This window comes from Chrysiogenes arsenatis DSM 11915, assembly GCF_000469585.1.
GTDB lineage: Bacteria > Chrysiogenota > Chrysiogenetes > Chrysiogenales > Chrysiogenaceae > Chrysiogenes > Chrysiogenes arsenatis.
Window position 1 is genome coordinate 351,390 of the sequence record NZ_KI273144.1, and the last position, 19,714, is coordinate 371,103.

A 19,714-nucleotide genomic window follows, 5' to 3' on the forward strand; every position below is an offset into this window, starting at 1 on the left:
CAATTTTGACGCCCTTGACATTCGCCGACAGGCTGCCTACATTTCCGACCAGAGTTCCGGTCGGGGGGGTCACCCTGCCAGACAGGCCGGAGCCGACCGAGGGGTGACCACCTCGGTCATTTCTTTTTGGGGTACACCAGCACCCCCTTGCGTTGCCGCTCGACATATTCCAGATCCGGCTCACCCTCCCGCATCGGGGTAAAGGCGGACACTCCAACCAGCTCCCCACCCATCACCTCCATCACTACCAGACCAGCGATACGCTGCTTTTCAGGAGTCTTCCAGAGGCTCACATAGCGCTTACTAAGGCGCACACGGCCATTGTCGTCGTTAATCTGCGGGGTAAGCCATATCTCGTAGGGCTGCGTGAGCATCTGCTCCAGCACCGGGATCACCACGCCATGACCGGACTTGGTAAACTTGTAATTGCCAGCCACATCGCCCTTGGATTTGTTGATCAGAAAAGCGCGCAGCCCAATCCGTACCGGATCGCCCAGTGCATCGCGCACCACCGTGCCTGACTCGCCATAGCGTTTAAGAAACTCCGCCCGATACTGCGCGTCGCTCTGCCCGGACGGGAGGAAGCCCTGCGGCGCCAGTGCCATCTCCTGAGGCCGCACATTACCCAGTGCCCGCCTGCCAAAATCGGCTGGCCCCTTGAGGTTTTTCTGTGTAGTGAACTGCTGAGGTTGCGTATCTATCCCGCCTGCCACCTTGCCTGAATGGTACGCAAAGCCTGAATCTGGCAGCAGCAGCCGTGCAGGGTGACGCACCCCCGTGCGTGGGTCGATAGGTTCAAACATCTTGCCCGTGGGGTCGGCAGTTTCGACTTTCAGCCCCCGCGCTTTTACCTGTTGCTCGGACAGCGAGATCACCGAACAGCGGCAGCGATGGCCGTTTTTGGGATACCACGTATCCCAGAACGGATGATCATGCGGGAACACCTTGCCGTGCATCGCGCGGTGGTGCAGGCGAGTACGGCCATCGTTGACGGCGCTGTACATCCAGTACGGGCGGGCAGTGGTGACACGGCTCATTTGCCGGTAGCGCCCAACGTTGTAGGCATCCTGCACATTGTTGCGAAAGATCGTCTCCATGCGCCACGGCGCTTTGATATCCCAGCCGCGCCGCTGGAATATCTCGCGGCACTGCGTTTGAAAATCACGGAAGGCGATTCCTTCGGTGAGCGCCTTATTGATGGCGCTATACACCGTTTCTAACTCCGCCCCTTTAGCAATACCGCTCACAGCAAAGGCTTTAAGTTTCGCCTCATCAGAGAGCTTGCGGTACTCGCCCGGACCAAGCAGCACCTTCTCCTTCCAGAAAGCTATGGCCTCTTTAGGGGGGACAGGGGTGACCTTAATTGCCATCACTCGCCTCCGCCTGCGCACTCCAGCGCCCTAACAAATCAGCAGCCAAAAGCACCTGCTCCATCTGCTCGGCAATAGCCGTACCATCAAGCGTCGGCCAGAGTGCCAGAACCTTTTCCATGGCCTGCTCGTACGAATCCGACTCCAACACAATGCGTACCAGTTGCTCCTCGGTGACCTGCACAGCGACAGCAGCCTCACGCGTGGCCACGTCAATCAACGTTTCCAGCGCCTCTTGCTCCGGCGTAAAACGGGTACTCGGTTCGGCAAATTCACGCGCTGCTGGGTCGTTTGACACCGGATCAACCAGTTCAAAATCCCCCTCCTGCAACCCATACCGGCGCATATAGTACGGCTTGGTAAAGCGCAGCCGCCCGCTTTCAGATAAACTTTTATCGCGCTCAGCGAACGCCTGCTGCGGGTCTTCGTCCTCCCACCACACAAAGCTGGGGGTCGGCACGTCGGGGGCATTGATCTGCCCGTAGAGCCACGCAATCTCTTCCATGGCCGTCTTTACCATCTGCTCGTCCCCCTCGCGGTACACTTCCAGCACCGCCTCGTGGGTCTTACTTTGGCTATACGCACCACCCCGCTGCGACGTCTCCGCCGTCAGCGTCTGCCCCATAAGAGCCTTGGAGATCTCGGCATCCATCGTTGCCAGCAGTTTGGCGTACGTTTCACCACCACCACCACTGCTGCCGCTGCTGCCGCCGCCGCCCTGAATCTCTACGCGGGAGCCTTCTGGCCCCACCGCTACGGCGTCCTGCACCATACTGGCGAGGCGCCGCAACAGTGCCTGCTGCTCGACAGGGCTGGTTCCTTTGGGGTAGGTGCCGAACAAAAAGGGCATGCCGTACTTTTCTACAAACGTGACCCAGAAGCTCATGCCACCGCGCTTAAACGTCACCGGCCAGAAACAGCGGGAAAGCAGTCGCAGACCGTAGGGGTTGTCATACGTGGGAAAGTGGCGCGCAAACACGAACTTGCCAAACGGCAACAACTCACCTGTTGGGTCGTTTGCGCTGATAAAGCGCGGCGCGCCAGTATCGTCAAAGCCAAACCAGCGGCGTGGTTTTGCCACCAGATTATCAATGCGCATCCGCCCCCCTGCGGCACGCCACAGAATTTCAATCGGGGTGTAGCCGTAGTACGGGGCGTCAAGGATCTCGCTGACAAGGTGGTACAGGTCGATCCGCTCAAGGTCTTCCACCAGATCGCGGCGCAGTTTTTCGGCAGCGGGGGAGGGCTCTTCGTTATGCAGACTCCCCGCACGCCAGCGAAAGTCGCGGCGCAGTGTCCCCAGCTTTCTGGTCTGCACCACGCTGGTGACGTGGGCATCGGCCATCAACCCTTCCAGCACGCGAGGACTATCGCCCCGCGCCAGCAGTACCGGGTCAGGGTCGGGTAGTAGGCCAATAAAGGCACTAAAGTCCCACGCCGTGCTGCGGCTGGCTATCTCCTGCCCCAGCGCTTGGCGCTCAGAGCTTTCGCGAAATTCTATAAATTCGTGCGGTGTGATCCAGAGACCCTTACTCATAAAACCCCCGTAGCATGGTGCGTGCCTGCCGTGGCACGGCAGAATGGATGCCATCCGAACCGTTCCCCTGATGGGTCTGTAATCCTGCGATGGCCATTTGCGAAGCATCAGGGCCGTCGTCATTCACCGACGGCGTGAGCAGGTAAATAAACTGCTCGCGCAGTTTGTCTTGGTCGCTATGCCCACGCTCAAAGCGCAGCTTGCCGTACTCCCACAGGTACGAACACGTCCCTACAATCCGCCCCTCTTTGTTGGTGTTATGGTGCACCGCCTGCCAAGGCAAGTAGCGCCCGACGCTTTTGGCGAAGGTCTGCATCGCTTCGTGCAGGAAATCCTTGAGCATGTTTTCTTCGATATACGCCACAGCGCTGCCGTAGGTTTCCTGCTGCGCGTAGGCGGCAGCGAACATTTCGCTGATGCTTTTTTTCTTGAGCCATGCATGGAGGCAGTAGAACGCCATCTGTTCTGGGTCGAGCCCCCACGTCACTACCGCGCGGTAGTCGTTGTTTTCCCCTGCTCGTGCCGACGGGTCGACCGCCGTTGCCACAATGAGCGGCGAGCGGATGATGCGGGCACGCTCGTAATACTGTGCCTGTTCTTCGGGGAACGGACTGTCGGCCACCGCCACGCGGTTGCGCATTTCGCGGTTAAAGTCGAAGGTGCCCATGTCGCGCTTCTTCTTCATGAGCCGTTCCATCGGCCAGTTAGCAGGCCAAAGTGGCCGCTCCTGCGGGGTGCCTTCGTCTTGAATGGCGTCGTACACTTTAGAGAAGTACAGCGGCTCGTTCGTCTCTTCGTCTGTCAGGGCAATCATTTGTGAAATAGCACTGCGAGGGTGAAAGAGGTTCCCTACTAGTAATGCGCGATACCCCTTGCCCAGCGATCCCAGCACTGAGCCGCGAATCCAGCTAATCAGCTTTTTTACGAGGCGCGGGTTTTCTACGTTGTCATCGTTTTCCATGTCGTCGAAACGGACGTAGTCGGGGCGGTGTGGGCCGTTCTTGAGACCGCGCACCTTGTCGCGCCGTCCCCGTGCCAGCACCCAGATCCCATTGGATGTTTTAAAGTCGTCGTCGCTCCAGTGCTTCGTAGTAAGGTCGCCAAAGTCGTGGCGCAGGCGGACGTTTTCTTCTAGCTCCAACTTGAGCGCGACGGTGAACCCTTGCGCCTGTTCGTGCGTGTCGCTGATGAGCATGGCAAAGCGGCACAGCCCATAACAGATGGCGTGGAGCGGATCGCCAAAGGTAAAGAACGTCGACTTGGCGTGTTCGCGGGGAGCCCCAACGACGGCAAACTGGTCGCGCAATTCGGCTATTTCTGCCCACTCGTGATGGAAGTCGCCAAACTCTGTGGTGAAGTAGTGCGGCAGATAGGTCTGCATGAAAAACAACTTGTCGTGACGCGCGCTGGCAATGCGCTCCCGCTTCTTAGCGGGGGTGTCGCACTCAAAGGGGCTGACGCTCTCTTTGATGAACCCGCGCAGTTCGGCAACCTGTTTGTCATACTGCCCCTCGCTCATGCGGGGGCGTTTACGCATTACTGCTGCCATGTCCTTGCTCCTTAAATGCCGTTGTCAGTGGATCAAAACTCTCCGCCAGTACTGCCAGTCCCGCGGGATCGTGCTCGCGCAACCAGCCGATAATAAATTGCAGGTTTTCCAGAAAGACCCGGGGACGGTCGTAGGCAGGAGCGGCTCCCGCCTGCTCCCAACGCTGCACCAGTGTGCCGAGCTTGGTAATGGCATCGAGGCTCCCCGCACTCAGGCTGCCCGCTTGGCTGGTTTCCAGTGCTGTGAGTTCGCGTTCAAACAGGTCGCGCAGCCGCTGCACATTAGTGCGCTTTTGCTGCCGCGCCCGATCCCAGTCGTCGTGCTCTTCGCTGCCGCGTCTGGTTTCCGCCTTCCACGCCGCCACGCTCTGGCGCGAAACCCCCAGCGCATCGGCAATCTCTGTTAGGCTTTTGCCGTCGGCGGTGTACATACGGAAAGCGACGTCGTAGAGCTTCCCCTTTGCCCCTTTTTCCGCCATCAGAACAGCTCCTTTTCCAGTCTGGCAATCTCGCCGCGCACGGCCTGTAACTCGCCCCAGTGCTGCACCAGATCGTCCATGAATGTGGCGAGTCTGGGGATCTCCAGATCTGCCACCGGAGTCAGCGCGGTATTGAGCCCACTGCGGATAGCGCCGCAATGCCCTTCTATTCGCAACATTAAGCGCTGCTGACGATCCTTGGCTTCTGCCAATCTGCCGCGCATAGCGGCACGTTCTATACTCATCGTTTCCCCACTCCTTCCCGGGCAGCCGGGCACCACTGATTGTGTTCTATCTTCTGCACCATGGCTTCCAGTGTCCGTGTAGAGAGGGTGATCACCCCCGATAGATCTTCTGCCAGTCGCTCGTACCCCTTGACGAGCGAGACGTTGTCTTCGTAGTAGCGTGTCACCCGATCCATATCTGCGCGGTAGACCTTGAGGACGTTATCAAGCTGCGCCTTGTGCTCAGCTAGCATCCGCTCCGTGCGGCGCTGATCGACATACCAGAACACCACCGCCATGCCGGGCAAGCCCAGCGTACTGACCGTCAGCGACACGAACGCCAGCGGAATTCCCTCCAACATGCCTATTTCCCCCTTTTGCAATCGGCCAGCTCGTCAGTGAGCCAGCGTTCGTAGTCGTAGCGCTCCAGTAGCCATGCCGGAGTCACTTCATAATTGCCGCTCGCCAGCGGCGTGATCATCCGGTCGGCGGGGATTACCACCACCGGGGATGGGCGGGCGGCGCAACTGCTCAAAATGAGCAGAAAGGCCATGGCCGTCGCGGCGAGCAAGATCTTCTGCAAAGGTGTGGCGATCATAGGTCGCCTCCGGCGGAGCATTGCGGTGTGCCAGATACTGGCGCACCAGCATGCCCACCACCGCCAGCAGTGCCGCCAGCGCTTCCCACATGGCTACTGCGCCTTGTCATGGGACACGTCCCAATTGATGGGCTCTTTCGTCATCAGGCGCAGCGCTACGTTGAGTGCAGCCAGGATGGACGTTTGTGCTTCCAGGCTAATGACAAAGCCGGTGTAGCTCTGCACCACCAGCGCAATGATAGCCAGCAGGTTGATCCAGAACGTCTTACTCAGCCAAAAACGTTTCCCTGCGGTCGCTTGGTTCTGTGGCATGTGTACTCCTTGGTCGGTTACGGGTTAGCAAATGTGAAAAGTAACAACGTGAAAGACGCTAGACGGGCCTTCGTGCACAGGGCGATGGATGTGAAATGTTCCATGATTGCCTCCATGTTGCTGCTCACGTGTGACCCGCGAGCGCGTTACTACGAGAGCAACTGGTGGCGATCATAAGGGGAGATGGCTAAATAGTCTTTTGAACACCAACAAAAAAACGGCTCTGGGAGCCGTTGTAGGTAATATACTCGTAACAAGAGGGGGAAATAAAAAACCCCCGCGTCCGTGAGGGGCGGGGGTGTGCTTGGTTTGCTATTGCAGCATATTGCTATTTGACATCAGCATCTGGGCTAATACCCTCCGCCTGTCTGCGATGTTCAATAACGGCATCTATGCGCTCGCGCTGGATTCGCATGAGCGAACCTGGAAGCCGCAAGGATAAGATAAAAGCGAAGACGGCAAAAAATAAAAACACGCGCTCTACCCAAATCCGTATAGCGTAATGCGTTGCAGGAATAAGTAGTGCAATAAATATACAAGCAAGGGTTATAAGGTACAGAACGAACATCCACTTATGCCGAGCAAGGCGGTTAGAAAGTGTTTTACGGTGAGCCTCCGCTATTCTCCATGTGCCAGGCGGCAAGAGGGCGGGGTCGCCAAGTAAGGCAATGATTGCCACCAAGAAACCAGCAAGGACGGAAAAAACGGTCACAATAACATTCATGGCGTTGCTATTCTCATGAATCAGCGGTTGCCCGTAGTACGAAGCTGCGATGGCCAATGCAAAAGAAACCGCCGTGAAAGTGATTTTTTTCCAGTCTAATTGCTGTTTCATTGTGATAGCGTCCCATCCCTTTGCAGTGTTGTCATGTACGCCAGTACTGCGTTCATGACGTCATTATATACCACCGTGTTCCCCTCTAACCGCAACTGAACCTTTTCACTAACGCGCATCTGGCGAGCACTCAGGTGATTGCCCTTTCCTGTGACAATTTTAAAGCCATCATCTTCGGGTTCGTCCGCTACGATCTTTTTTGCAATGTCTGCCACCCGACTCGCTGCCGTCAACTTGCTCTCTTTTTTCCGTGAGTCAAAAGAGATAGTAACACGTACATTCAGGTTTTCAATCCCATTTGGCGTAACATCAGACGCAAACATTCCCCGAATCTCTTGCGCAAGGGAACCGAATAACTTCCTTTGGACAGTTGTCCTTTCTATATGCTCAACACTGGCGGAATACAGTGCTCCGCTGAGTTCGATCTCTTTTACCCCTTCGCGATTCAATATCCTAAGATTATCTGTATTTACAATAGGATCAACCGTGTAACTCTCGGCAAGCTCGTGCTGATCTACACTCAGCAGAACAGAAGACAGGTACGATGTTGCAATAGATTCGTGCACTCCGCTCGGACACAGTATGACGTGGTTATTTTTAATCAACACAAAAATATCCCCGCTCAGGTAGTCGTGTCCGTCGGGCGGAGGACATACACTCAGGTCAGTTGCTGGGCTTTGCGGTGACGGCTGCGGAATAATAGACGTTGGCTGGTTAGGCCTGTAGAGGCCGATATGCAAAAAGATGCCGCCATTCTCTGCTAAAAAATACTTCAGCCCTTGGATCTTTCCGAGCCGATGCGGAAATGTTCTGTTTTCAGTGTTTGATAGCTTTTGATGTGCGTCCGTGATGATTCGTTCGAGATCATTGGACTGCGATCTACTCCAAACAGCCCGACGATAGAACAGTGTGCGTGTGCATGTTAGTGACATACTTCCCCCCTTGTTATTTTGGTCATCTAATCCCCTTTACCCTGCCCCCTTCATCCCCGTAGAAAGTCAGTTCGCAATTTAATGTCAGGAATTTCAGAGATCGTCTCGTGCAGATATTTTACGTCGCCTAACAAGACAAAACCGATGCCACCTTTAGTATTTTCACTACGATACATCAGCATTTCACTTAAGGGCTTTAATGTCCAAATCGTATCAGGTGACAGCAGCTGCGCGTCATGGACAATAAACACAACGCTTTCACCTTTTTCGCCAACAGCTGCAATTAGCTGGCGCAACTGACGTACATTCTCCTCAGCTGCGCGCTTTGGCTTTCCACCTAATGCTGTAACTAATGCGCTCACAAAGCGATTCTTTGTCACACCTTTCTGCACGGCAACATCCACCAGTCGGTAGCCCGGTATCGGGTGCTCCGACTCTGGTAACTGTTTTGCGACCACAAATCGTTGGCCCGTCACGGTGTGGAGAATCATCTCAAGCATTGCTGACATAGCTCGCTCCTTGTTTCTTTAATTATGCCGAACAGTTCGGCTATTGTGTAATGCGTTCTTCCAAGGCTTTGACTCGTTGTTCCAACGCTTTGGTGTGCTTTTTAGTGCGCACCATAAACTCTATCAATTCAACAGCAAGGAGCTGGTCGTCGCTGTCGAGTTCATCTAGCAATGTCAGTAATAGGCGCGATTGGCCAATACCAGTTTTTGGGGTGTGATCGGAGGCCGATTCGTATTCCCTCTCGGTCATTGTTCTACCAATAACAATACCGGACATTGTTTTCCCTAATCCGCTCTTGCCCATTATAGAGCCTAATCCACTCCACCGCTCCATCGGCCCCGCGCCGGTAAGGAGCCAGTCGAGTGAAATGTCATGACTATCTGCTATCTGTACACAAAGTGGGTAAGGTACGTGATCCCGCGATTTCCAATTGCTAAGCGTCTGTCGATTAACGCCAGTCTCATTGCATAGCTCTGTGTCAGTGTTTACGCGCAGCGCATGCTTAATTCGGTCGATAATAGTTTCAGCAGCATTTTTATTCATATTGTGTAATTTACCTCTTGACTTACCCGTACTGTGTAAATAATATACACGACATGAATACACGGTAGCGGTTTCGCTTTGTGTGTCAATAGGAAAAATAGGAGGTGCGCTGGTGATGACGCAAAGACAAGTGCGGGCACGGCTGATGGAGCAGGGGACGAACCTGCATCAATTTTCAAAGAAATACGGGTACTCGTACAACACGGTGCAGCAGATTGTCCGCCGCTGGGCAGGGCGGAGCGAACTGCCATGGGGTCGAAAATCGACCAAGATCATGCGCGATTTGAGTACGGAGATTGGTGTCGAGCTGATCCCTGGCATTTACAGCGATTCATTTTAAGGAGGACGACATGGAAGAGCAGGTAGTGACGAGCATGGCGACGACGGAGCTTTTTTGGTTTGGCAATCATTCGGTACGGGTAGAGATGGACGGCGCAATGCCGTGGTTTAACGCCAATGATTTATGTGGGGTGTTGGAGTATGTGAACCCGCGCGAAGCGCTGGCGAAGCACGTTGACGGGGATTGCGTCACGAAACGCGACGCAATCGACGGCATGGGTCGCGTCCGCCAATCAAACTACGTCAGTGAGTTTGGTATGTATGCGTTGATTTTGGCGAGTCGCACGGACGCGGCGAAGCGTTTTCGTAAGTGGGTGACGAGCGAGGTGTTGCCGGAGATTCGCCGCACGGGGTGTTATGCGGGTGAGGCGATGGCACGGTTGGAGGCGTCGGATTTTATTGAAGAGGGCTACTTGCGGGGCAAGGCCGAGGGTATAGCAGAGGCGGCGCAGTTGGCGGTGGGGTTATTGCCGGAGCACCTGAAGCGGATTACGCGCTACCACACTATGGGGCTAACGACGCGTGAGGTTTGTAAGTTGTTAGGCCGTGATCGTTCAACGATCAAGCGGCATAAGCAGCGGTTGCGGGCGGCGGGGTTTATTGACAATGAGCATGGGGTGCTGATTGACGAGTTGCCTCGGTTGTTTGTGTAAGGCGGGAGGAAAGGATGGCACAAAAAACCTACACGCCGGTGATGAGCAGCTACAAGCTGATCGACATCATGGAGTTTTTACACCAGCAAAGTACGGCGGTGAGTGCGGCAGAGATTGCCCGTGGTTTAGAGCTGCCGCACGGGACGGTGATGAGTCACCTGAGTGTGCTTTTGGAGCGCAAGTGGGTGCGGATGAGTGGGGCGCTGTACGAGCCGGGCAACCGGATTAGCGCGCTGTATGCGGCGTATGTACAGGCACTGAAGCACAAGCGGCACACGCTTGATGGCGAGATTGCGACACTGGGAGGGTGATATGCAGGTGAATGAAGAGCAGGTAGCGGTGCTGGTTTCAGCCGATGGGACGTTGGGCGAGTTTTTGGCTCAGGTATATACAGCCAACGCCGCCACGCTGGCGGCGGCGTTGCGGCAACTGCGCGCGCTGCGCTATCGGGGGTTTGAGTGTGCGGTGATTATCAATCGGCTACGGCAAATAAAACAGCAAGAAAGGGTGGCGTAATGGCACAGCGTAGAAAGCCGGAAGCGGCAATAGATTCGGTAGAGGTGGAGCGGGAGCAGGTGGTGGAGTCGGCGAATTTCCACGAGCGTCAGGTGGCGATGCATACGGCGGAGCTGGAGGCGGAGCACGATGCACGGCTGCGGCAGCGTGAGGAGCAGGTGGAGCGGGAGCAGAAGATTGCGGAGTGCCACGAGATGATTGGCCGCATTCAAGGGGTCAAGATGATCGCCGATTTCGCCAACGTTGGCGGTTTGATGTGGCTCAAGCAAGTCAAAGAAACCAAGCTTTACCGCGATCTCCCAAGCATAGGAACGTGGGATAAGTTTTGTAATCACATAGGATTGTCACGCCAAAAGGTGGACGAAGATCTGCTTAACCTCGCAACATTCGGCGAACAATTTCTCGCCAACGTTGGCGGTTTTCAAGTCGGCTACCGCGATCTCAAAAAGCTCCGCCAACTCTCGGCAGCGGGCGAGGTGCAGGTGCAGGACGAGGTGGTGATGATTGGCGACGAGCAGATTCCGCTGGATTCAGATCATGCGGATGATTTACGGGCGGGGATTGAGCGTATTTTGGAGCAGAACCGTAATCAGGCGGAGCAGTTAGCGCGTTTGCAAAAGAGTGTGGATGCGGCGGTGAAGGAGGAGACGAAGGGGCTACAAGGGGAGGTGAAGGCGCTGATTAACGAGGTGAAGCGCCTGAAGCCGTATGACCCGGACGAGCAGGCGAAGGATTATTCGTTTGCGGTGGAGATGTTTCGGTCGTTGCAGGAGTGTTGTGCTTCGCTGGCGGCGAAGGCGGGGAAGCTGATGGTGGACGAGCGGGTGCTGGATGATCCGGTGTTGATGGGGCGGATCGAGGGGCATATTGCGACGGCGGAGCTGGTGGTGCGTGATGTGCGGCGGATGTGGGAAGAGCGGGTCAATTTATTTGATGAGGTGTGAGGCGATGGCACGTGCGATTGATCCGGCTATGTTAGCGATGATGCAAGCGGACTGGCGCGCGGCTGGTGCGGGGATGCGTACGCGGGTGGTACAGCAGTGGGCTGAGCGTCTGGGGGTTTCGGTGGCGGCGTTATACCGCGCTCTGCCACGGCAGCGCACGCATGAAAGTTCGCGCAAGATTGAGGGGATTGAGGATGCTGCGCGGGTGGTGGCGGCGATTAAGTGTCGTCCGCCGGAGCATCGGGGGCGGCTGACAACGGAGCAGGCGCTGCGCTTAGCGGTGGAAAATGGGTCGTTGGAGCCGCGGTTTGGCGAGGTGCATCCGTCAACGTTTGATCGGGTGATTCGGGAGACGGGGGATCTGCGGCAGCGGCGGCGGGTGTGCCGGTTCCAAGCGGAGCGGCCAAACGAGTTGCACCATGTGGATGCGTCGACGTCGAGTTGTTTCTATATCGCGAAGCGTTTGCCGGATGGGGAATACGTGTTGAAGTTGCACCGTGGCACAAAGGATTACAAGAATAAGCCGATTCCGGTGGATGGGCTGCGGCCTTGGGTCTACGGGTTGACGGATGATCATAGCGGGGTGCATGTGGCACGGTATGTGGCGGCGTGTGGCGAGAGCGCGGGGGACAATCTGGATTTTCTGGCGTGGGCATGGAGCCGTAATGAATGCAAGGAGTTTTTTGGGCTGCCAGAAAAGATCAAGGGGGATAAGGGGCCGATGATGTCGAGCGAGGGGGCGGTGGATTTTTTTGGCCGCCTGGGGGTGGAGATTGACCCGTCGGTGCCGCTGTCTAAGGAGGCTCACGGCAAAATTGAGCGCCCGTGGCGGACGCAGTGGCAGCGGTTTGAGTTGCCGTTTTTTGTGGAGAGTAATTGGAAGTCGTTTGAAATCACCCTTTCGGAATTGAATCGGCAGTTTTTTATTTATCAGCAGGAGCTAAATGGGCGTGAGCATCGCTTCGAGCGGGGGGCGAGTCGCATGGATGCGTGGCGCGAGATCAGCCGCTACGGCGGCGCGGTGGAGTTGCCGGAGGATGCGATCCGCACGGTGGTGCGGCGTTGGAAGCGTAAGGTGGATCAGGCGGGGGTGCTTTCGCTGGAAGGGGTGCTGTACGAGGTGAAGGGGCTGCATGATGCCTGGGTATTTGTGTACCAAGGGGTGTTTGAGCAGGCGATGGTGGTGGTGGATTGTGTTACTGGCCAGAAGTACGAGGTGGAGGATTTCCGTCCGAACAAGATTGGCGAGTTTACGGCGGCGCCGCATTCGCCGTACCAGAAGGCGGCGAAGGAAGCGGTGCAACTTGATGGGATGCACAATTCTTTATATACGCAGGCGGTGGCGGTTGACGCGAAGTTAAAGCGGCTGCCGACGCGGACGAAGGAGGTTCGTGCTTTGGAAAATCCGCTGAATGTGGATGTGTATCCGGATGTGGCGGCGGCGTTACGGGATTTGCAGGCGATGTCGGGTTTGATTTTAACGGGTGCGTCGCGGGCTGAGGTGGCGCGATTGATTGAAGAGGCGGGTTGTTCACGCCGGTTTGTGGCGGAGTTGGCGGCGGATATTGAACACGAACGGGTGCGCGAGGCGCTATAAAAAGTGCCTCTGGGGAGGGATTCCCAGAGGCAGGGTGCTGTGTTACCAAAACAAGAACTAGAGGGTATCTATATGCAGAGTATGACGCGTTTAGAGTTGTTTGTCAATCTTGGGTATAAGCGCGATCCGTTCAAGGATGCGGTGTTTGCGACGGCTGATGGTTTGCGGGTGATGCGGATTTTGACGATGGCGGTGGAGTCTCAGGCGATGGTGTGTATTTGCGGTGAGCGTGGGATTGGGAAGTCCAAGGCGATCACGGCGGCGCTTTCAAAGCTGGGGGTGCATCAGGTGCATGTGACGCGTGGTCAGAAGGAGCGGATTACGATTGGCGATATTGAGTGTGCTTTGGTGCTTGATTTAGCGCCGGATGGTGAGTCGCCAAAGCGTGGTGGCGAAGCGCGTAGTCGGCAGGTACGGAGGATTGTGGGGGAGGTAAGCCGTAAGCGCAAGATTGTGCTGGTGATTGAAGAAGCGCACCGGATGCATAGTTCGACGTTGCGCAGTCTTAAAACGTTACGGGAGATTCAGTGGATGGGCAATAGCGAGTTGTTTTCGGTGGTGCTGGTGGGGCAAAGCGATCCGATGAGTCGTGCTGGTGTTTCCGAGGTGCGGTTGCGCACGGATGTGGTGCGGATGAATGGGCTGTCGCAGGAGGAGGCGGCGGGGTATTTGTGCGCGGTGTTGCCGAATCATTTTACGGATGAAGTGGCAATGCGGGTGGCGGCGTTGTCGGCGGCACGGAACTTTTTAGAGTTGCAGGAGCGGGCGGTGGCGCTCTTAAATCTGGCGCTGGCGGATGGGCGCGAGGGGGTGAGTTTGGAGGATGTGGCGGTGTTAGCGGGGCGTGAGCAGGAGGTTTTGCCGCGTTCTGGTAGAGCGGCGGAACGGAAGCGGCCTGCGGCGAAGTCGGGTGATGTTGCGCTGCGTTCGGTTTTGGGGCGGCGTGCGGCTGCTGATGGTGTTGATGGTGACGAAAACGATATTACTCAGGCGGTGTGATAATGGAAGATATGCGTGCTATTGATTATATGAAGGATGGTAAAGGGCGGTTGGTGCCGATGTCGATGGTGAAGCCGATTGACCAGGCGCGCGATGTGCTGGTGCATGATCTGGTGAGAAAAGCACGGGCGATGCGTGACGATCTCAAGCGGTTCCGCGCGGATGTGTTTGCGGAGGTTGGCGCGTTTGTTGATTTGTCGGCGGGGGAATTTGGCGTAAGTCTCGGCGGGAAAAAGGGGAATATTACGCTCTATTCTTTTGATGGGTCACTGAAGGTGCAATTGGCGGTGGCGGATCATCTGGTGTTTGACGAGCGGCTGCAGGCTGCACAGGCGCTGATCGGTGAGTGCGTGGAGGAATGGTCGCAGGGGAGTCGCGACGAGATCAAAGCGCTGATTTCGGCAGCGTTCCAGACGGACAAAGAAGGTAAAATCAATACTGGTCGAGTGTTGTCGCTCCGTCGGATTGATATCAAAGACGAGCGCTGGCAGCGGGCGATGGTGGCGATTGGTGAGTCACTCACGGTAGTTGGGTCAAAATCATATATCCGGTTTTATGAGCGGGTGGGGGATTCGGATCAATACGTTGCGATTCCGCTCGATGTTGCGGCGGTGTAGTCATGGCGTTGGATTTGGCGACGCAGCGCAAGAAGTTGATTCGGGTGATTCATGTGGCGAAGCGCGATATGGGGCTGTCTGACGATGTGTATCGCGGGATACTGTTGGAAGCTGGCGGGGCTGAGTCGGCGGCTGATTTGAATTTATTTGCGCTCGAACGGGTGCTCAAGCATTTGCGAGCGCATGGGTTCAAGATTCGTCATGCTCGTAAGGCGGATGGGTCGCCTGTCAAAAAGCAGAAGCGCTCGCGTCCGCTGGATGTGCGCGATGAGTCTCGCAAAATCAGAGCGCTCTGGTTGTTCCTGCACGAGATTGGGGTGGTGAAGGATGCATCGGAAGCGGCGTTAGCGGCGTATGTGAAGCGGATTTGCCGCGTGGATGCGTTGCAATGGACGAACGGTTGGATGCGGGATCGGTTGATTGAGTCGCTCAAGAAGTGGGCGATGCGGTTTTTGCCTGCGATCACAGATGAATTACTGGATGAGGTATCCCGCTCGAATGCGCGGCAAGAATTGGTACTGATGGCGCGGGCACGGCAGGCGGATGCGCGGGAGCGTAATACGTTTGTGCCATATCTGGAACTGTGGGCGCTGTGTATGTTCGCGCTAGGGCGTAAGTCTGTTTTTAATCAGGATTTGATTGATAGTGCGGCTATTTTATCGGCGTGCGAGGTGCGGTTATGAATGATGTGGAGAAGGATTTTTACCCTGAGTTGTTTCGTGATTTGGCGGATAAGGCGGCACAGTTGCTGGTGAGCGAGGGGTTGGCGCCGGAGTTGGCGGATGATTTGGGGTACAAGTTTGCGGAGTTGTTGCGGATGGATTGGTCGGGTGAGCAGTTTTATTTACCGAAGGGTGTCCGTTTTGAGTTGCATAAGCGCGATCTGGAGATGTTCAAGCGGTTTAATGGGCGGAATTATTCGGAGTTGTCGCGGTTGTACGGGATTTCAACGCGGCAGGTGCGCAAGCGGATTAACGATGTGCGGGTGGCGCTACTAGCAAAGCAGCCGTCGCTATTTGATGCGCCGAGCGCGTCGGAGGTGGGGTGATGTGGTTTCTGGCTGGTTTTACGCTGGGGGCGTTGGTGGTTTGGGTGGTGTGCGAGGTGGTGTTTTATTGTCGCTGGCGGCGGTTTTATGGTCAAAGGAGGGTGCGGTTATGACTGGGTATCGTTACACGGAAAAGGGGTCTGATCGTTCGTGCGTGGTGTGTAAATGGTCGTTTAATCAGAAATCTTTTCGCGGCAAGGTGAATTTGCGTTGTGATCAGCACTCGGGGTATCGGGTGGCACGCGATAGTATTTGCGATATGTTTATCGCGCGCGTGGTGGAGGATGAGCGCAAGGGGAGTGCATGAGGGCGGTGTCGGGGCTGCTGGCGGGGATTTTGGATATTGATAAGCGGCCTGTTGCTCCGGTGCCGTGTCCGGCGTGTGGTGTGGATATGGGGTGGAGGCCGTTTCAGGGTGGGTGGTTGCCGAATGAGTATTGTCGGTGCGTGGAGCCGCCTCCGCCGGGGGTCGAGGAGTTGCTGGGGATGTGTGGGGTGCCGCTTTATTATGTCAAAAAGCGGCTGGCGGATTTGATTGATCATAATGGGCCACTGCGTAAGGTGGTGGTGTATTGCGAGGGGTCGTTGTTGTTATATGGTCTGCCGGGCACGGGGAAGACGCATATTGTGGCGGGGTTGTTGCGGCGTGAGTTGGAGAATAATCGGGTTGATGAGCGGCGTGCGATGTTTGTGGTGGTGCCGGATATGTTGGCGGAGATTCGCGAGGGGATTCGCGATAGTACGATGGAGCGGCGAATTCAGCGGATTACGTCTATTCCTTTGTTGATTCTGGATGATTTGGGGGCGGAAAAGCCGTCTGATTTTGCGCGCGAGACGCTCTATCGGATTATCAATCATCGGTATAATAATCATTTGCGGACGTGGATCACGAGTAATATGGCGTTAGATAAGGGTTTGGAGGCTCATTTGGGGTTGCGTTTATGTAGTCGCCTGAGCGAGATGTGTACGGTGATTTTTACTGGGTCGAAGGATTGGCGGAAGTGTATGCGTTCTGGTGGGTCTGCAAGTGTCGATGTGGAGGTGTCGTGATGGATGTGGTTGATCGTGTGCCGGGGGTGTGTGAGTTTTGTGGGCAGTGGGATTCGGGGCCGCTCCATGATGGGTTCGGGAGTTGTTGTCGTCACTATATATATAATGAAGGGAATGCGTCGGCGCCGGTGTTTTTGACGGTGTCTGGTTTGCGGATTGATTTGGCTAATCCGCGTGTCGAGTTGATTCATTGGTACGATATTGTGTGGGGTCTGTGTGTGCAGCCGCGTTATTTGGGGCATTCCCCTAAAGGCACGTATTCGATTGCTCAGCATTCGTTGTGGGTGATGGAGTTTGTGCGGCGTTCGCTGGAAAATGCTCGGCCTGTCGATCTGCTGTTTGCGCTCTTGCACGATGCGCACGAGGCGTACATGGGCGATATTATTCGTCCGCTGAAGTATCTGCCTGAGATCTATGATTCATTGCAAGCGGTGTTAAATGGGGTGCAGTGTGTGATCGAGCGGGCGTTCGGGCTGGGGGAGATGTCGAATCGGCTGGCTGAGGTGATCGCTCTTGCTGATCAGCAGGCGGCGGCTATTGAGATGCACAATCTATGGCCTGCTGGTGTTGTTGATGATGGATTGATCCCGCTCCCAGGTGAGTTGGCGTGTGATGTTGGCTGGAGGCCTTCATTGCCGCCCAATCGAGTCAAGGACGAGTTTAGTCGGTTGCTGCTTAATCTGGTCGATCAGGTCGGCGTTCAATTGCCTGTGATTTGGGCGTATGGAGATAAGTCACAGCGGGTTGCTGTGTGGGATAAAAATGATTGGTCGTAAATGGGGGTGCGTTATGTTGCCATGGATTCAGAACGCTCAGGCGTTGATCGGTTTGCGGGAAATTAAGGGCGCGCAGCATGCGCCGGAGATCCTGCAGATGTGGCGTGATATTAAAAGGGGTGGAATTAAAGACGATGAGACGCCGTGGTGTGCGGCGTTTGTGGGAGCTATGCTGGAGCGCGCGGGTATTGTGTCGAGTCGATTTGAGTCCGCGCGGTCGTATGAAAAATGGGGAGTGGCGATACCTTGGCCTATATACGGATGTGTCGTTGTTTTCACTCGCTCTGGTGGCGGGCACGTTGGATTTTGTGTCGGTAATACCCCATCCGGGAATCTATTGATCCTCGGCGGGAATCAATCTGATGAGGTTAATGTTCGCGTGTTCACGCTGGATCGGGTGACGGCGTATCGCTGGCCAGCATCATGGCCTATGCCTGATGATCTCGCACTACCAATGGGCAACGCAGAGTTGTCTGTAAGGGAGGCGTGATGATTATTGGCATTGTTCGGATCACGGCGCGGGATATTTTAATGGTTGTAGCAGCAGCGGCAGCCACTATCGTTACTGTTGCGGTGCTCGTGTATGGAGCAAGCACGTTTACCTATCATTTTTGGTACAAGCATTTGGTGAAGCAAACTGTTCGGGAAATGGTAGTAGACGAATCATTAAAATAGCCACCCGCCAAAAACCAAGCGCTCACGCAAAACGCCCAGTGTCAAAATTCATTTGATGCTGGGCGTTTTTTTTGGAATCGTACTGCTCATGTGAAGCATTCGTAAAGCATCGTTGATCTCACCTTTCGCACTTATAAGCACTTACTATTCATACCCCCGTTCTCTCTTTTGGTCAACCCAACTTTACCAGCCGTTCGGACGACATTGTTGCCGGAATTGTCGAAAGTCTGACCATGACCTTCACCTCAACCGTGATCGGTGTCGCGCTTTCTATTCCTATCGCACTCGGAGCCGCCCGCAACATCGCCCCGCTGCCAATCTACCTTTTCTGCCGTGGCATCATTACTGTTTCGCGTACTTTTCAGGAAATCATTATCGCCATTCTATTTGTCGCTATGTTCGGTTTTGGACCACTGGCGGGAATGATTACCCTGGCCTTTGCCACCATCGGCTTTATGGCGAAACTGATGGCCGAAGATATTGAAGACGTCGACCATGCGCAGGTCGAAGCGATCCGCGCCACTGGTGCGAGCTGGCCGCAAATGATTATCTCCAGCATTGCACCGCAAGTCATGCCGCGCCTGATCGGCCTGTCGGTGTACCGTTTGGATATCAATTTCCGCGAGTCGGCCATTATCGGCATTGTGGGTGCTGGCGGGATCGGCGCGACGCTCACTACCGCATTCGACCGTTACGAGTACGACACCGCAGCGGCGATTCTGATTATTATCATTGGCATTGTACTCATGACGGAATACTTCTCCGGTTACGTGCGCCAGAGGTTGCAATGAAAGGAATCAGTGTCGTCCCCACGCAAAAAGTCTGGCAGTATCGCAACCGACGGCAACAATTGACCAACTGGCTCTGCTGGTTATTGGGTGTGCTGCTTTTTGGCTGGAGCTGGCAGTTTATTTCCGACAACACGATCTGGGAGTTTGCCCTCGATGCACACACGCAGGGAGCCGACTTACTTTCGCGCATGGTACCGCCGCGTTGGTCGTATATGGAAAAGCTCTGGCAACCGCTCTGGGATACCATCAACATCGCAACACTTGGCACAGTACTGGGAACCATTGTCGCCGTGCCGACTGCTTTTCTGGCGGCGCGCAATACCACGCCCCACACGGCTATTCGCACGCTGGCACTTGGCGTGATTGTGTCGTCGCGCTCCATCAACTCGCTCATCTGGGCGTTGCTTCTCGTCACGATCCTCGGCCCCGGAGTGCTGGCCGGAATCATCGCTATTGCCCTGCGCTCCATTGGGTTTATCGGCAAACTTCTGTACGAAGCTATCGAAGAAATTGATACCGCCCAAGTCGAAGCCATCAGCGCCACCGGCGCGAACCAATTGCAGATAATGGCCTATGCAATTGTGCCGCAAGTTCTCCCAGCGTTTGCCGGAATATCAGTCTACCGTTGGGATATCAACATCCGCGAATCGACGGTGCTCGGATTGGTAGGTGCTGGCGGAATTGGGTTACAGCTGATGGCATCGGTCAATGTGCTGGCGTGGTCACAAGTTGCTATGGTTTTCATCGCCATCTTTGCCACCGTACTTGTTAGCGAGTGGGTCTCGGCGAAGGTGCGCCACACGATTATGTGAGGACGTATC

At 55.5% G+C, this 19,714-nt stretch carries 28 protein-coding genes and 1 pseudogene; 17 read left to right on the forward strand and 12 right to left on the reverse strand.

The annotated features are described in order from the left end of the window. Window positions 1-116: 116 nt before the first annotated feature. The 12 genes from P304_RS0112875 to P304_RS15680 all read right to left on the reverse strand — a co-directional run bounded on the left by P304_RS0112875 (window position 117) and on the right by P304_RS15680 (window position 8,888). Window positions 117-1,370 (reverse strand): phage minor head protein, encoded by a 1,254-nt coding sequence (locus P304_RS0112875; protein WP_084417726.1) that lies wholly within the window; start codon window positions 1,368-1,370, stop codon window positions 117-119. Further along, window positions 1,360-2,907, reverse strand: a complete 1,548-nt coding sequence (locus P304_RS0112880; RefSeq protein WP_034765493.1) for a DUF935 domain-containing protein — start codon at window positions 2,905-2,907, stop codon at window positions 1,360-1,362. Before P304_RS0112880 ends, P304_RS0112875 begins: the two co-directional genes overlap by 11 nt. Then, window positions 2,900-4,456, reverse strand: a complete 1,557-nt coding sequence (locus P304_RS17145; RefSeq protein WP_027390872.1) for a hypothetical protein — start codon at window positions 4,454-4,456, stop codon at window positions 2,900-2,902. The genes P304_RS0112880 and P304_RS17145 overlap by 8 nt, the downstream gene beginning before the upstream one ends. Next, window positions 4,437-4,934 (reverse strand): DUF1804 family protein, encoded by a 498-nt coding sequence (locus P304_RS0112890; RefSeq protein ID WP_027390873.1) that lies wholly within the window; start codon window positions 4,932-4,934, stop codon window positions 4,437-4,439. Before P304_RS0112890 ends, P304_RS17145 begins: the two co-directional genes overlap by 20 nt. Then, window positions 4,934-5,179: a hypothetical protein gene (locus tag P304_RS0112895; RefSeq protein ID WP_027390874.1), complete on the reverse strand. Its 246-nt coding sequence runs from the start codon at window positions 5,177-5,179 to the stop codon at window positions 4,934-4,936. The genes P304_RS0112890 and P304_RS0112895 overlap by 1 nt, the downstream gene beginning before the upstream one ends. Continuing rightward, on the reverse strand, window positions 5,176-5,520 hold the full coding sequence (locus P304_RS15665; RefSeq protein ID WP_051321685.1) for a hypothetical protein: 345 nt from the start codon (window positions 5,518-5,520) through the stop codon (window positions 5,176-5,178). Before P304_RS15665 ends, P304_RS0112895 begins: the two co-directional genes overlap by 4 nt. 2 nt (window positions 5,521-5,522) lie before the next feature. After that, the gene (locus P304_RS16980; RefSeq protein ID WP_152514554.1) at window positions 5,523-5,756 is read right to left on the reverse strand and encodes a hypothetical protein; all 234 of its coding nucleotides are present in this window, start codon (window positions 5,754-5,756) and stop codon (window positions 5,523-5,525) included. 93 nt (window positions 5,757-5,849) lie between these two features. Beyond that, complete coding sequence (locus P304_RS15670) at window positions 5,850-6,068, reverse strand: hypothetical protein (RefSeq protein WP_051321686.1); 219 nt, start codon at window positions 6,066-6,068, stop codon at window positions 5,850-5,852. A gap of 328 nt (window positions 6,069-6,396) precedes the next feature. Further along, the gene (locus P304_RS15675; protein ID WP_051321687.1) at window positions 6,397-6,903 is read right to left on the reverse strand and encodes a hypothetical protein; all 507 of its coding nucleotides are present in this window, start codon (window positions 6,901-6,903) and stop codon (window positions 6,397-6,399) included. Beyond that, on the reverse strand, window positions 6,900-7,835 hold the full coding sequence (locus P304_RS0112920; protein ID WP_027390876.1) for a hypothetical protein: 936 nt from the start codon (window positions 7,833-7,835) through the stop codon (window positions 6,900-6,902). The genes P304_RS15675 and P304_RS0112920 overlap by 4 nt, the downstream gene beginning before the upstream one ends. A 50-nt stretch (window positions 7,836-7,885) precedes the next feature. Continuing rightward, a complete protein-coding gene (locus P304_RS0112925) occupies window positions 7,886-8,344 on the reverse strand; it encodes a hypothetical protein (RefSeq protein WP_027390877.1) in 459 nt (152 codons plus the stop codon). 40 nt (window positions 8,345-8,384) lie between these two features. Continuing rightward, window positions 8,385-8,888 (reverse strand): helix-turn-helix transcriptional regulator, encoded by a 504-nt coding sequence (locus tag P304_RS15680; protein WP_034765497.1) that lies wholly within the window; start codon window positions 8,886-8,888, stop codon window positions 8,385-8,387. A 115-nt stretch (window positions 8,889-9,003) separates the two neighbouring features. On the opposite strand from P304_RS15680, the gene P304_RS0112935 reads away from it, so the two are divergent. From P304_RS0112935 to phnE (P304_RS0113015), 17 genes and pseudogenes are all read left to right on the forward strand, one after another. After that, window positions 9,004-9,228: a hypothetical protein gene (locus tag P304_RS0112935; protein ID WP_027390878.1), complete on the forward strand. Its 225-nt coding sequence runs from the start codon at window positions 9,004-9,006 to the stop codon at window positions 9,226-9,228. A gap of 10 nt (window positions 9,229-9,238) precedes the next feature. Then, a complete protein-coding gene (locus P304_RS16425; RefSeq protein WP_051321688.1) occupies window positions 9,239-9,880 on the forward strand; it encodes a BRO family protein in 642 nt (213 codons plus the stop codon). Between the two features lie 14 nt (window positions 9,881-9,894). Continuing rightward, on the forward strand, window positions 9,895-10,191 hold the full coding sequence (locus tag P304_RS0112945; protein ID WP_027390879.1) for a helix-turn-helix domain-containing protein: 297 nt from the start codon (window positions 9,895-9,897) through the stop codon (window positions 10,189-10,191). 1 nt (window position 10,192) lies between these two features. Continuing rightward, a complete protein-coding gene (locus P304_RS0112950) occupies window positions 10,193-10,396 on the forward strand; it encodes a hypothetical protein (protein ID WP_027390880.1) in 204 nt (67 codons plus the stop codon). Then, window positions 10,396-11,340, forward strand: coding sequence for a hypothetical protein (locus P304_RS16430; protein WP_027390881.1), 945 nt, complete (start codon window positions 10,396-10,398; stop codon window positions 11,338-11,340). Before P304_RS0112950 ends, P304_RS16430 begins: the two co-directional genes overlap by 1 nt. A gap of 4 nt (window positions 11,341-11,344) precedes the next feature. Then, window positions 11,345-12,937 carry a DDE-type integrase/transposase/recombinase gene (locus tag P304_RS0112960; RefSeq protein ID WP_027390882.1) on the forward strand — a complete coding sequence of 531 codons (1,593 nt, stop codon included), beginning with the start codon at window positions 11,345-11,347 and terminating at the stop codon, window positions 12,935-12,937. Window positions 12,938-13,018: 81 nt separating this feature from the next. Further along, window positions 13,019-13,936, forward strand: coding sequence for an ATP-binding protein (locus tag P304_RS0112965; protein ID WP_027390883.1), 918 nt, complete (start codon window positions 13,019-13,021; stop codon window positions 13,934-13,936). A gap of 2 nt (window positions 13,937-13,938) precedes the next feature. Beyond that, the gene (locus P304_RS0112970) at window positions 13,939-14,553 is read left to right on the forward strand and encodes a DUF3164 family protein (protein WP_027390884.1); all 615 of its coding nucleotides are present in this window, start codon (window positions 13,939-13,941) and stop codon (window positions 14,551-14,553) included. 2 nt (window positions 14,554-14,555) lie between these two features. Then, a complete protein-coding gene (locus tag P304_RS16740) occupies window positions 14,556-15,236 on the forward strand; it encodes a gp16 family protein (RefSeq protein ID WP_084417728.1) in 681 nt (226 codons plus the stop codon). Further along, window positions 15,233-15,601 (forward strand): Mor transcription activator family protein, encoded by a 369-nt coding sequence (locus P304_RS15700; protein ID WP_034765500.1) that lies wholly within the window; start codon window positions 15,233-15,235, stop codon window positions 15,599-15,601. The genes P304_RS16740 and P304_RS15700 overlap by 4 nt, the downstream gene beginning before the upstream one ends. A gap of 1 nt (window position 15,602) precedes the next feature. Next, entirely contained in the window at window positions 15,603-15,908 is a 306-nt protein-coding gene (locus tag P304_RS0112985) for a hypothetical protein (RefSeq protein WP_027390885.1), read from the forward strand. Further along, window positions 15,905-16,651: an ATP-binding protein gene (locus P304_RS16435; RefSeq protein WP_051321689.1), complete on the forward strand. Its 747-nt coding sequence runs from the start codon at window positions 15,905-15,907 to the stop codon at window positions 16,649-16,651. Before P304_RS0112985 ends, P304_RS16435 begins: the two co-directional genes overlap by 4 nt. After that, complete coding sequence (locus tag P304_RS16440; RefSeq protein ID WP_051321690.1) at window positions 16,651-17,427, forward strand: hypothetical protein; 777 nt, start codon at window positions 16,651-16,653, stop codon at window positions 17,425-17,427. Before P304_RS16435 ends, P304_RS16440 begins: the two co-directional genes overlap by 1 nt. A gap of 13 nt (window positions 17,428-17,440) precedes the next feature. Continuing rightward, the gene (locus P304_RS0113000; RefSeq protein WP_027390886.1) at window positions 17,441-17,917 is read left to right on the forward strand and encodes a TIGR02594 family protein; all 477 of its coding nucleotides are present in this window, start codon (window positions 17,441-17,443) and stop codon (window positions 17,915-17,917) included. Continuing rightward, a complete protein-coding gene (locus P304_RS0113005) occupies window positions 17,917-18,102 on the forward strand; it encodes a hypothetical protein (protein ID WP_027390887.1) in 186 nt (61 codons plus the stop codon). The genes P304_RS0113000 and P304_RS0113005 overlap by 1 nt, the downstream gene beginning before the upstream one ends. 164 nt (window positions 18,103-18,266) lie before the next feature. Then, window positions 18,267-18,893 (forward strand): annotated as a pseudogene (phnE, locus tag P304_RS15715) (phosphonate ABC transporter, permease protein PhnE); the annotation flags it as partial. Then, a complete protein-coding gene (gene phnE / locus P304_RS0113015; RefSeq protein WP_034765504.1) occupies window positions 18,890-19,705 on the forward strand; it encodes a phosphonate ABC transporter, permease protein PhnE in 816 nt (271 codons plus the stop codon). The pseudogene phnE (P304_RS15715) and the gene phnE (P304_RS0113015), both read left to right, overlap by 4 nt. Window positions 19,706-19,714: the final 9 nt, after the last annotated feature.

What these genes read in the sequence shown, in the direction of transcription:
- P304_RS0112875 (WP_084417726.1), bottom strand. Translation starts at nt 1,370, where the DNA reads ATGGCAATTAAGGTCACCCCTGTCCCCCCTAAAGAGGCCATAGCTTTC.
- P304_RS0112880 (WP_034765493.1), bottom strand. Translation starts at nt 2,907, where the DNA reads ATGAGTAAGGGTCTCTGGATCACACCGCACGAATTTATAGAATTTCGC.
- P304_RS17145 (WP_027390872.1), bottom strand. Translation starts at nt 4,456, where the DNA reads ATGGCAGCAGTAATGCGTAAACGCCCCCGCATGAGCGAGGGGCAGTAT.
- P304_RS0112890 (WP_027390873.1), bottom strand. Translation starts at nt 4,934, where the DNA reads ATGGCGGAAAAAGGGGCAAAGGGGAAGCTCTACGACGTCGCTTTCCGT.
- P304_RS0112895 (WP_027390874.1), bottom strand. Translation starts at nt 5,179, where the DNA reads ATGAGTATAGAACGTGCCGCTATGCGCGGCAGATTGGCAGAAGCCAAG.
- P304_RS15665 (WP_051321685.1), bottom strand. Translation starts at nt 5,520, where the DNA reads ATGTTGGAGGGAATTCCGCTGGCGTTCGTGTCGCTGACGGTCAGTACG.
- P304_RS16980 (WP_152514554.1), bottom strand. Translation starts at nt 5,756, where the DNA reads ATGATCGCCACACCTTTGCAGAAGATCTTGCTCGCCGCGACGGCCATG.
- P304_RS15670 (WP_051321686.1), bottom strand. Translation starts at nt 6,068, where the DNA reads ATGCCACAGAACCAAGCGACCGCAGGGAAACGTTTTTGGCTGAGTAAG.
- P304_RS15675 (WP_051321687.1), bottom strand. Translation starts at nt 6,903, where the DNA reads ATGAAACAGCAATTAGACTGGAAAAAAATCACTTTCACGGCGGTTTCT.
- P304_RS0112920 (WP_027390876.1), bottom strand. Translation starts at nt 7,835, where the DNA reads ATGTCACTAACATGCACACGCACACTGTTCTATCGTCGGGCTGTTTGG.
- P304_RS0112925 (WP_027390877.1), bottom strand. Translation starts at nt 8,344, where the DNA reads ATGTCAGCAATGCTTGAGATGATTCTCCACACCGTGACGGGCCAACGA.
- P304_RS15680 (WP_034765497.1), bottom strand. Translation starts at nt 8,888, where the DNA reads ATGAATAAAAATGCTGCTGAAACTATTATCGACCGAATTAAGCATGCG.
- P304_RS0112935 (WP_027390878.1), top strand. Translation starts at nt 9,004, where the DNA reads ATGACGCAAAGACAAGTGCGGGCACGGCTGATGGAGCAGGGGACGAAC.
- P304_RS16425 (WP_051321688.1), top strand. Translation starts at nt 9,239, where the DNA reads ATGGAAGAGCAGGTAGTGACGAGCATGGCGACGACGGAGCTTTTTTGG.
- P304_RS0112945 (WP_027390879.1), top strand. Translation starts at nt 9,895, where the DNA reads ATGGCACAAAAAACCTACACGCCGGTGATGAGCAGCTACAAGCTGATC.
- P304_RS0112950 (WP_027390880.1), top strand. Translation starts at nt 10,193, where the DNA reads ATGCAGGTGAATGAAGAGCAGGTAGCGGTGCTGGTTTCAGCCGATGGG.
- P304_RS16430 (WP_027390881.1), top strand. Translation starts at nt 10,396, where the DNA reads ATGGCACAGCGTAGAAAGCCGGAAGCGGCAATAGATTCGGTAGAGGTG.
- P304_RS0112960 (WP_027390882.1), top strand. Translation starts at nt 11,345, where the DNA reads ATGGCACGTGCGATTGATCCGGCTATGTTAGCGATGATGCAAGCGGAC.
- P304_RS0112965 (WP_027390883.1), top strand. Translation starts at nt 13,019, where the DNA reads ATGACGCGTTTAGAGTTGTTTGTCAATCTTGGGTATAAGCGCGATCCG.
- P304_RS0112970 (WP_027390884.1), top strand. Translation starts at nt 13,939, where the DNA reads ATGGAAGATATGCGTGCTATTGATTATATGAAGGATGGTAAAGGGCGG.
- P304_RS16740 (WP_084417728.1), top strand. Translation starts at nt 14,556, where the DNA reads ATGGCGTTGGATTTGGCGACGCAGCGCAAGAAGTTGATTCGGGTGATT.
- P304_RS15700 (WP_034765500.1), top strand. Translation starts at nt 15,233, where the DNA reads ATGAATGATGTGGAGAAGGATTTTTACCCTGAGTTGTTTCGTGATTTG.
- P304_RS16435 (WP_051321689.1), top strand. Translation starts at nt 15,905, where the DNA reads ATGAGGGCGGTGTCGGGGCTGCTGGCGGGGATTTTGGATATTGATAAG.
- P304_RS16440 (WP_051321690.1), top strand. Translation starts at nt 16,651, where the DNA reads ATGGATGTGGTTGATCGTGTGCCGGGGGTGTGTGAGTTTTGTGGGCAG.
- P304_RS0113000 (WP_027390886.1), top strand. Translation starts at nt 17,441, where the DNA reads ATGTTGCCATGGATTCAGAACGCTCAGGCGTTGATCGGTTTGCGGGAA.
- P304_RS0113005 (WP_027390887.1), top strand. Translation starts at nt 17,917, where the DNA reads ATGATTATTGGCATTGTTCGGATCACGGCGCGGGATATTTTAATGGTT.
- phnE (WP_034765504.1), top strand. Translation starts at nt 18,890, where the DNA reads ATGAAAGGAATCAGTGTCGTCCCCACGCAAAAAGTCTGGCAGTATCGC.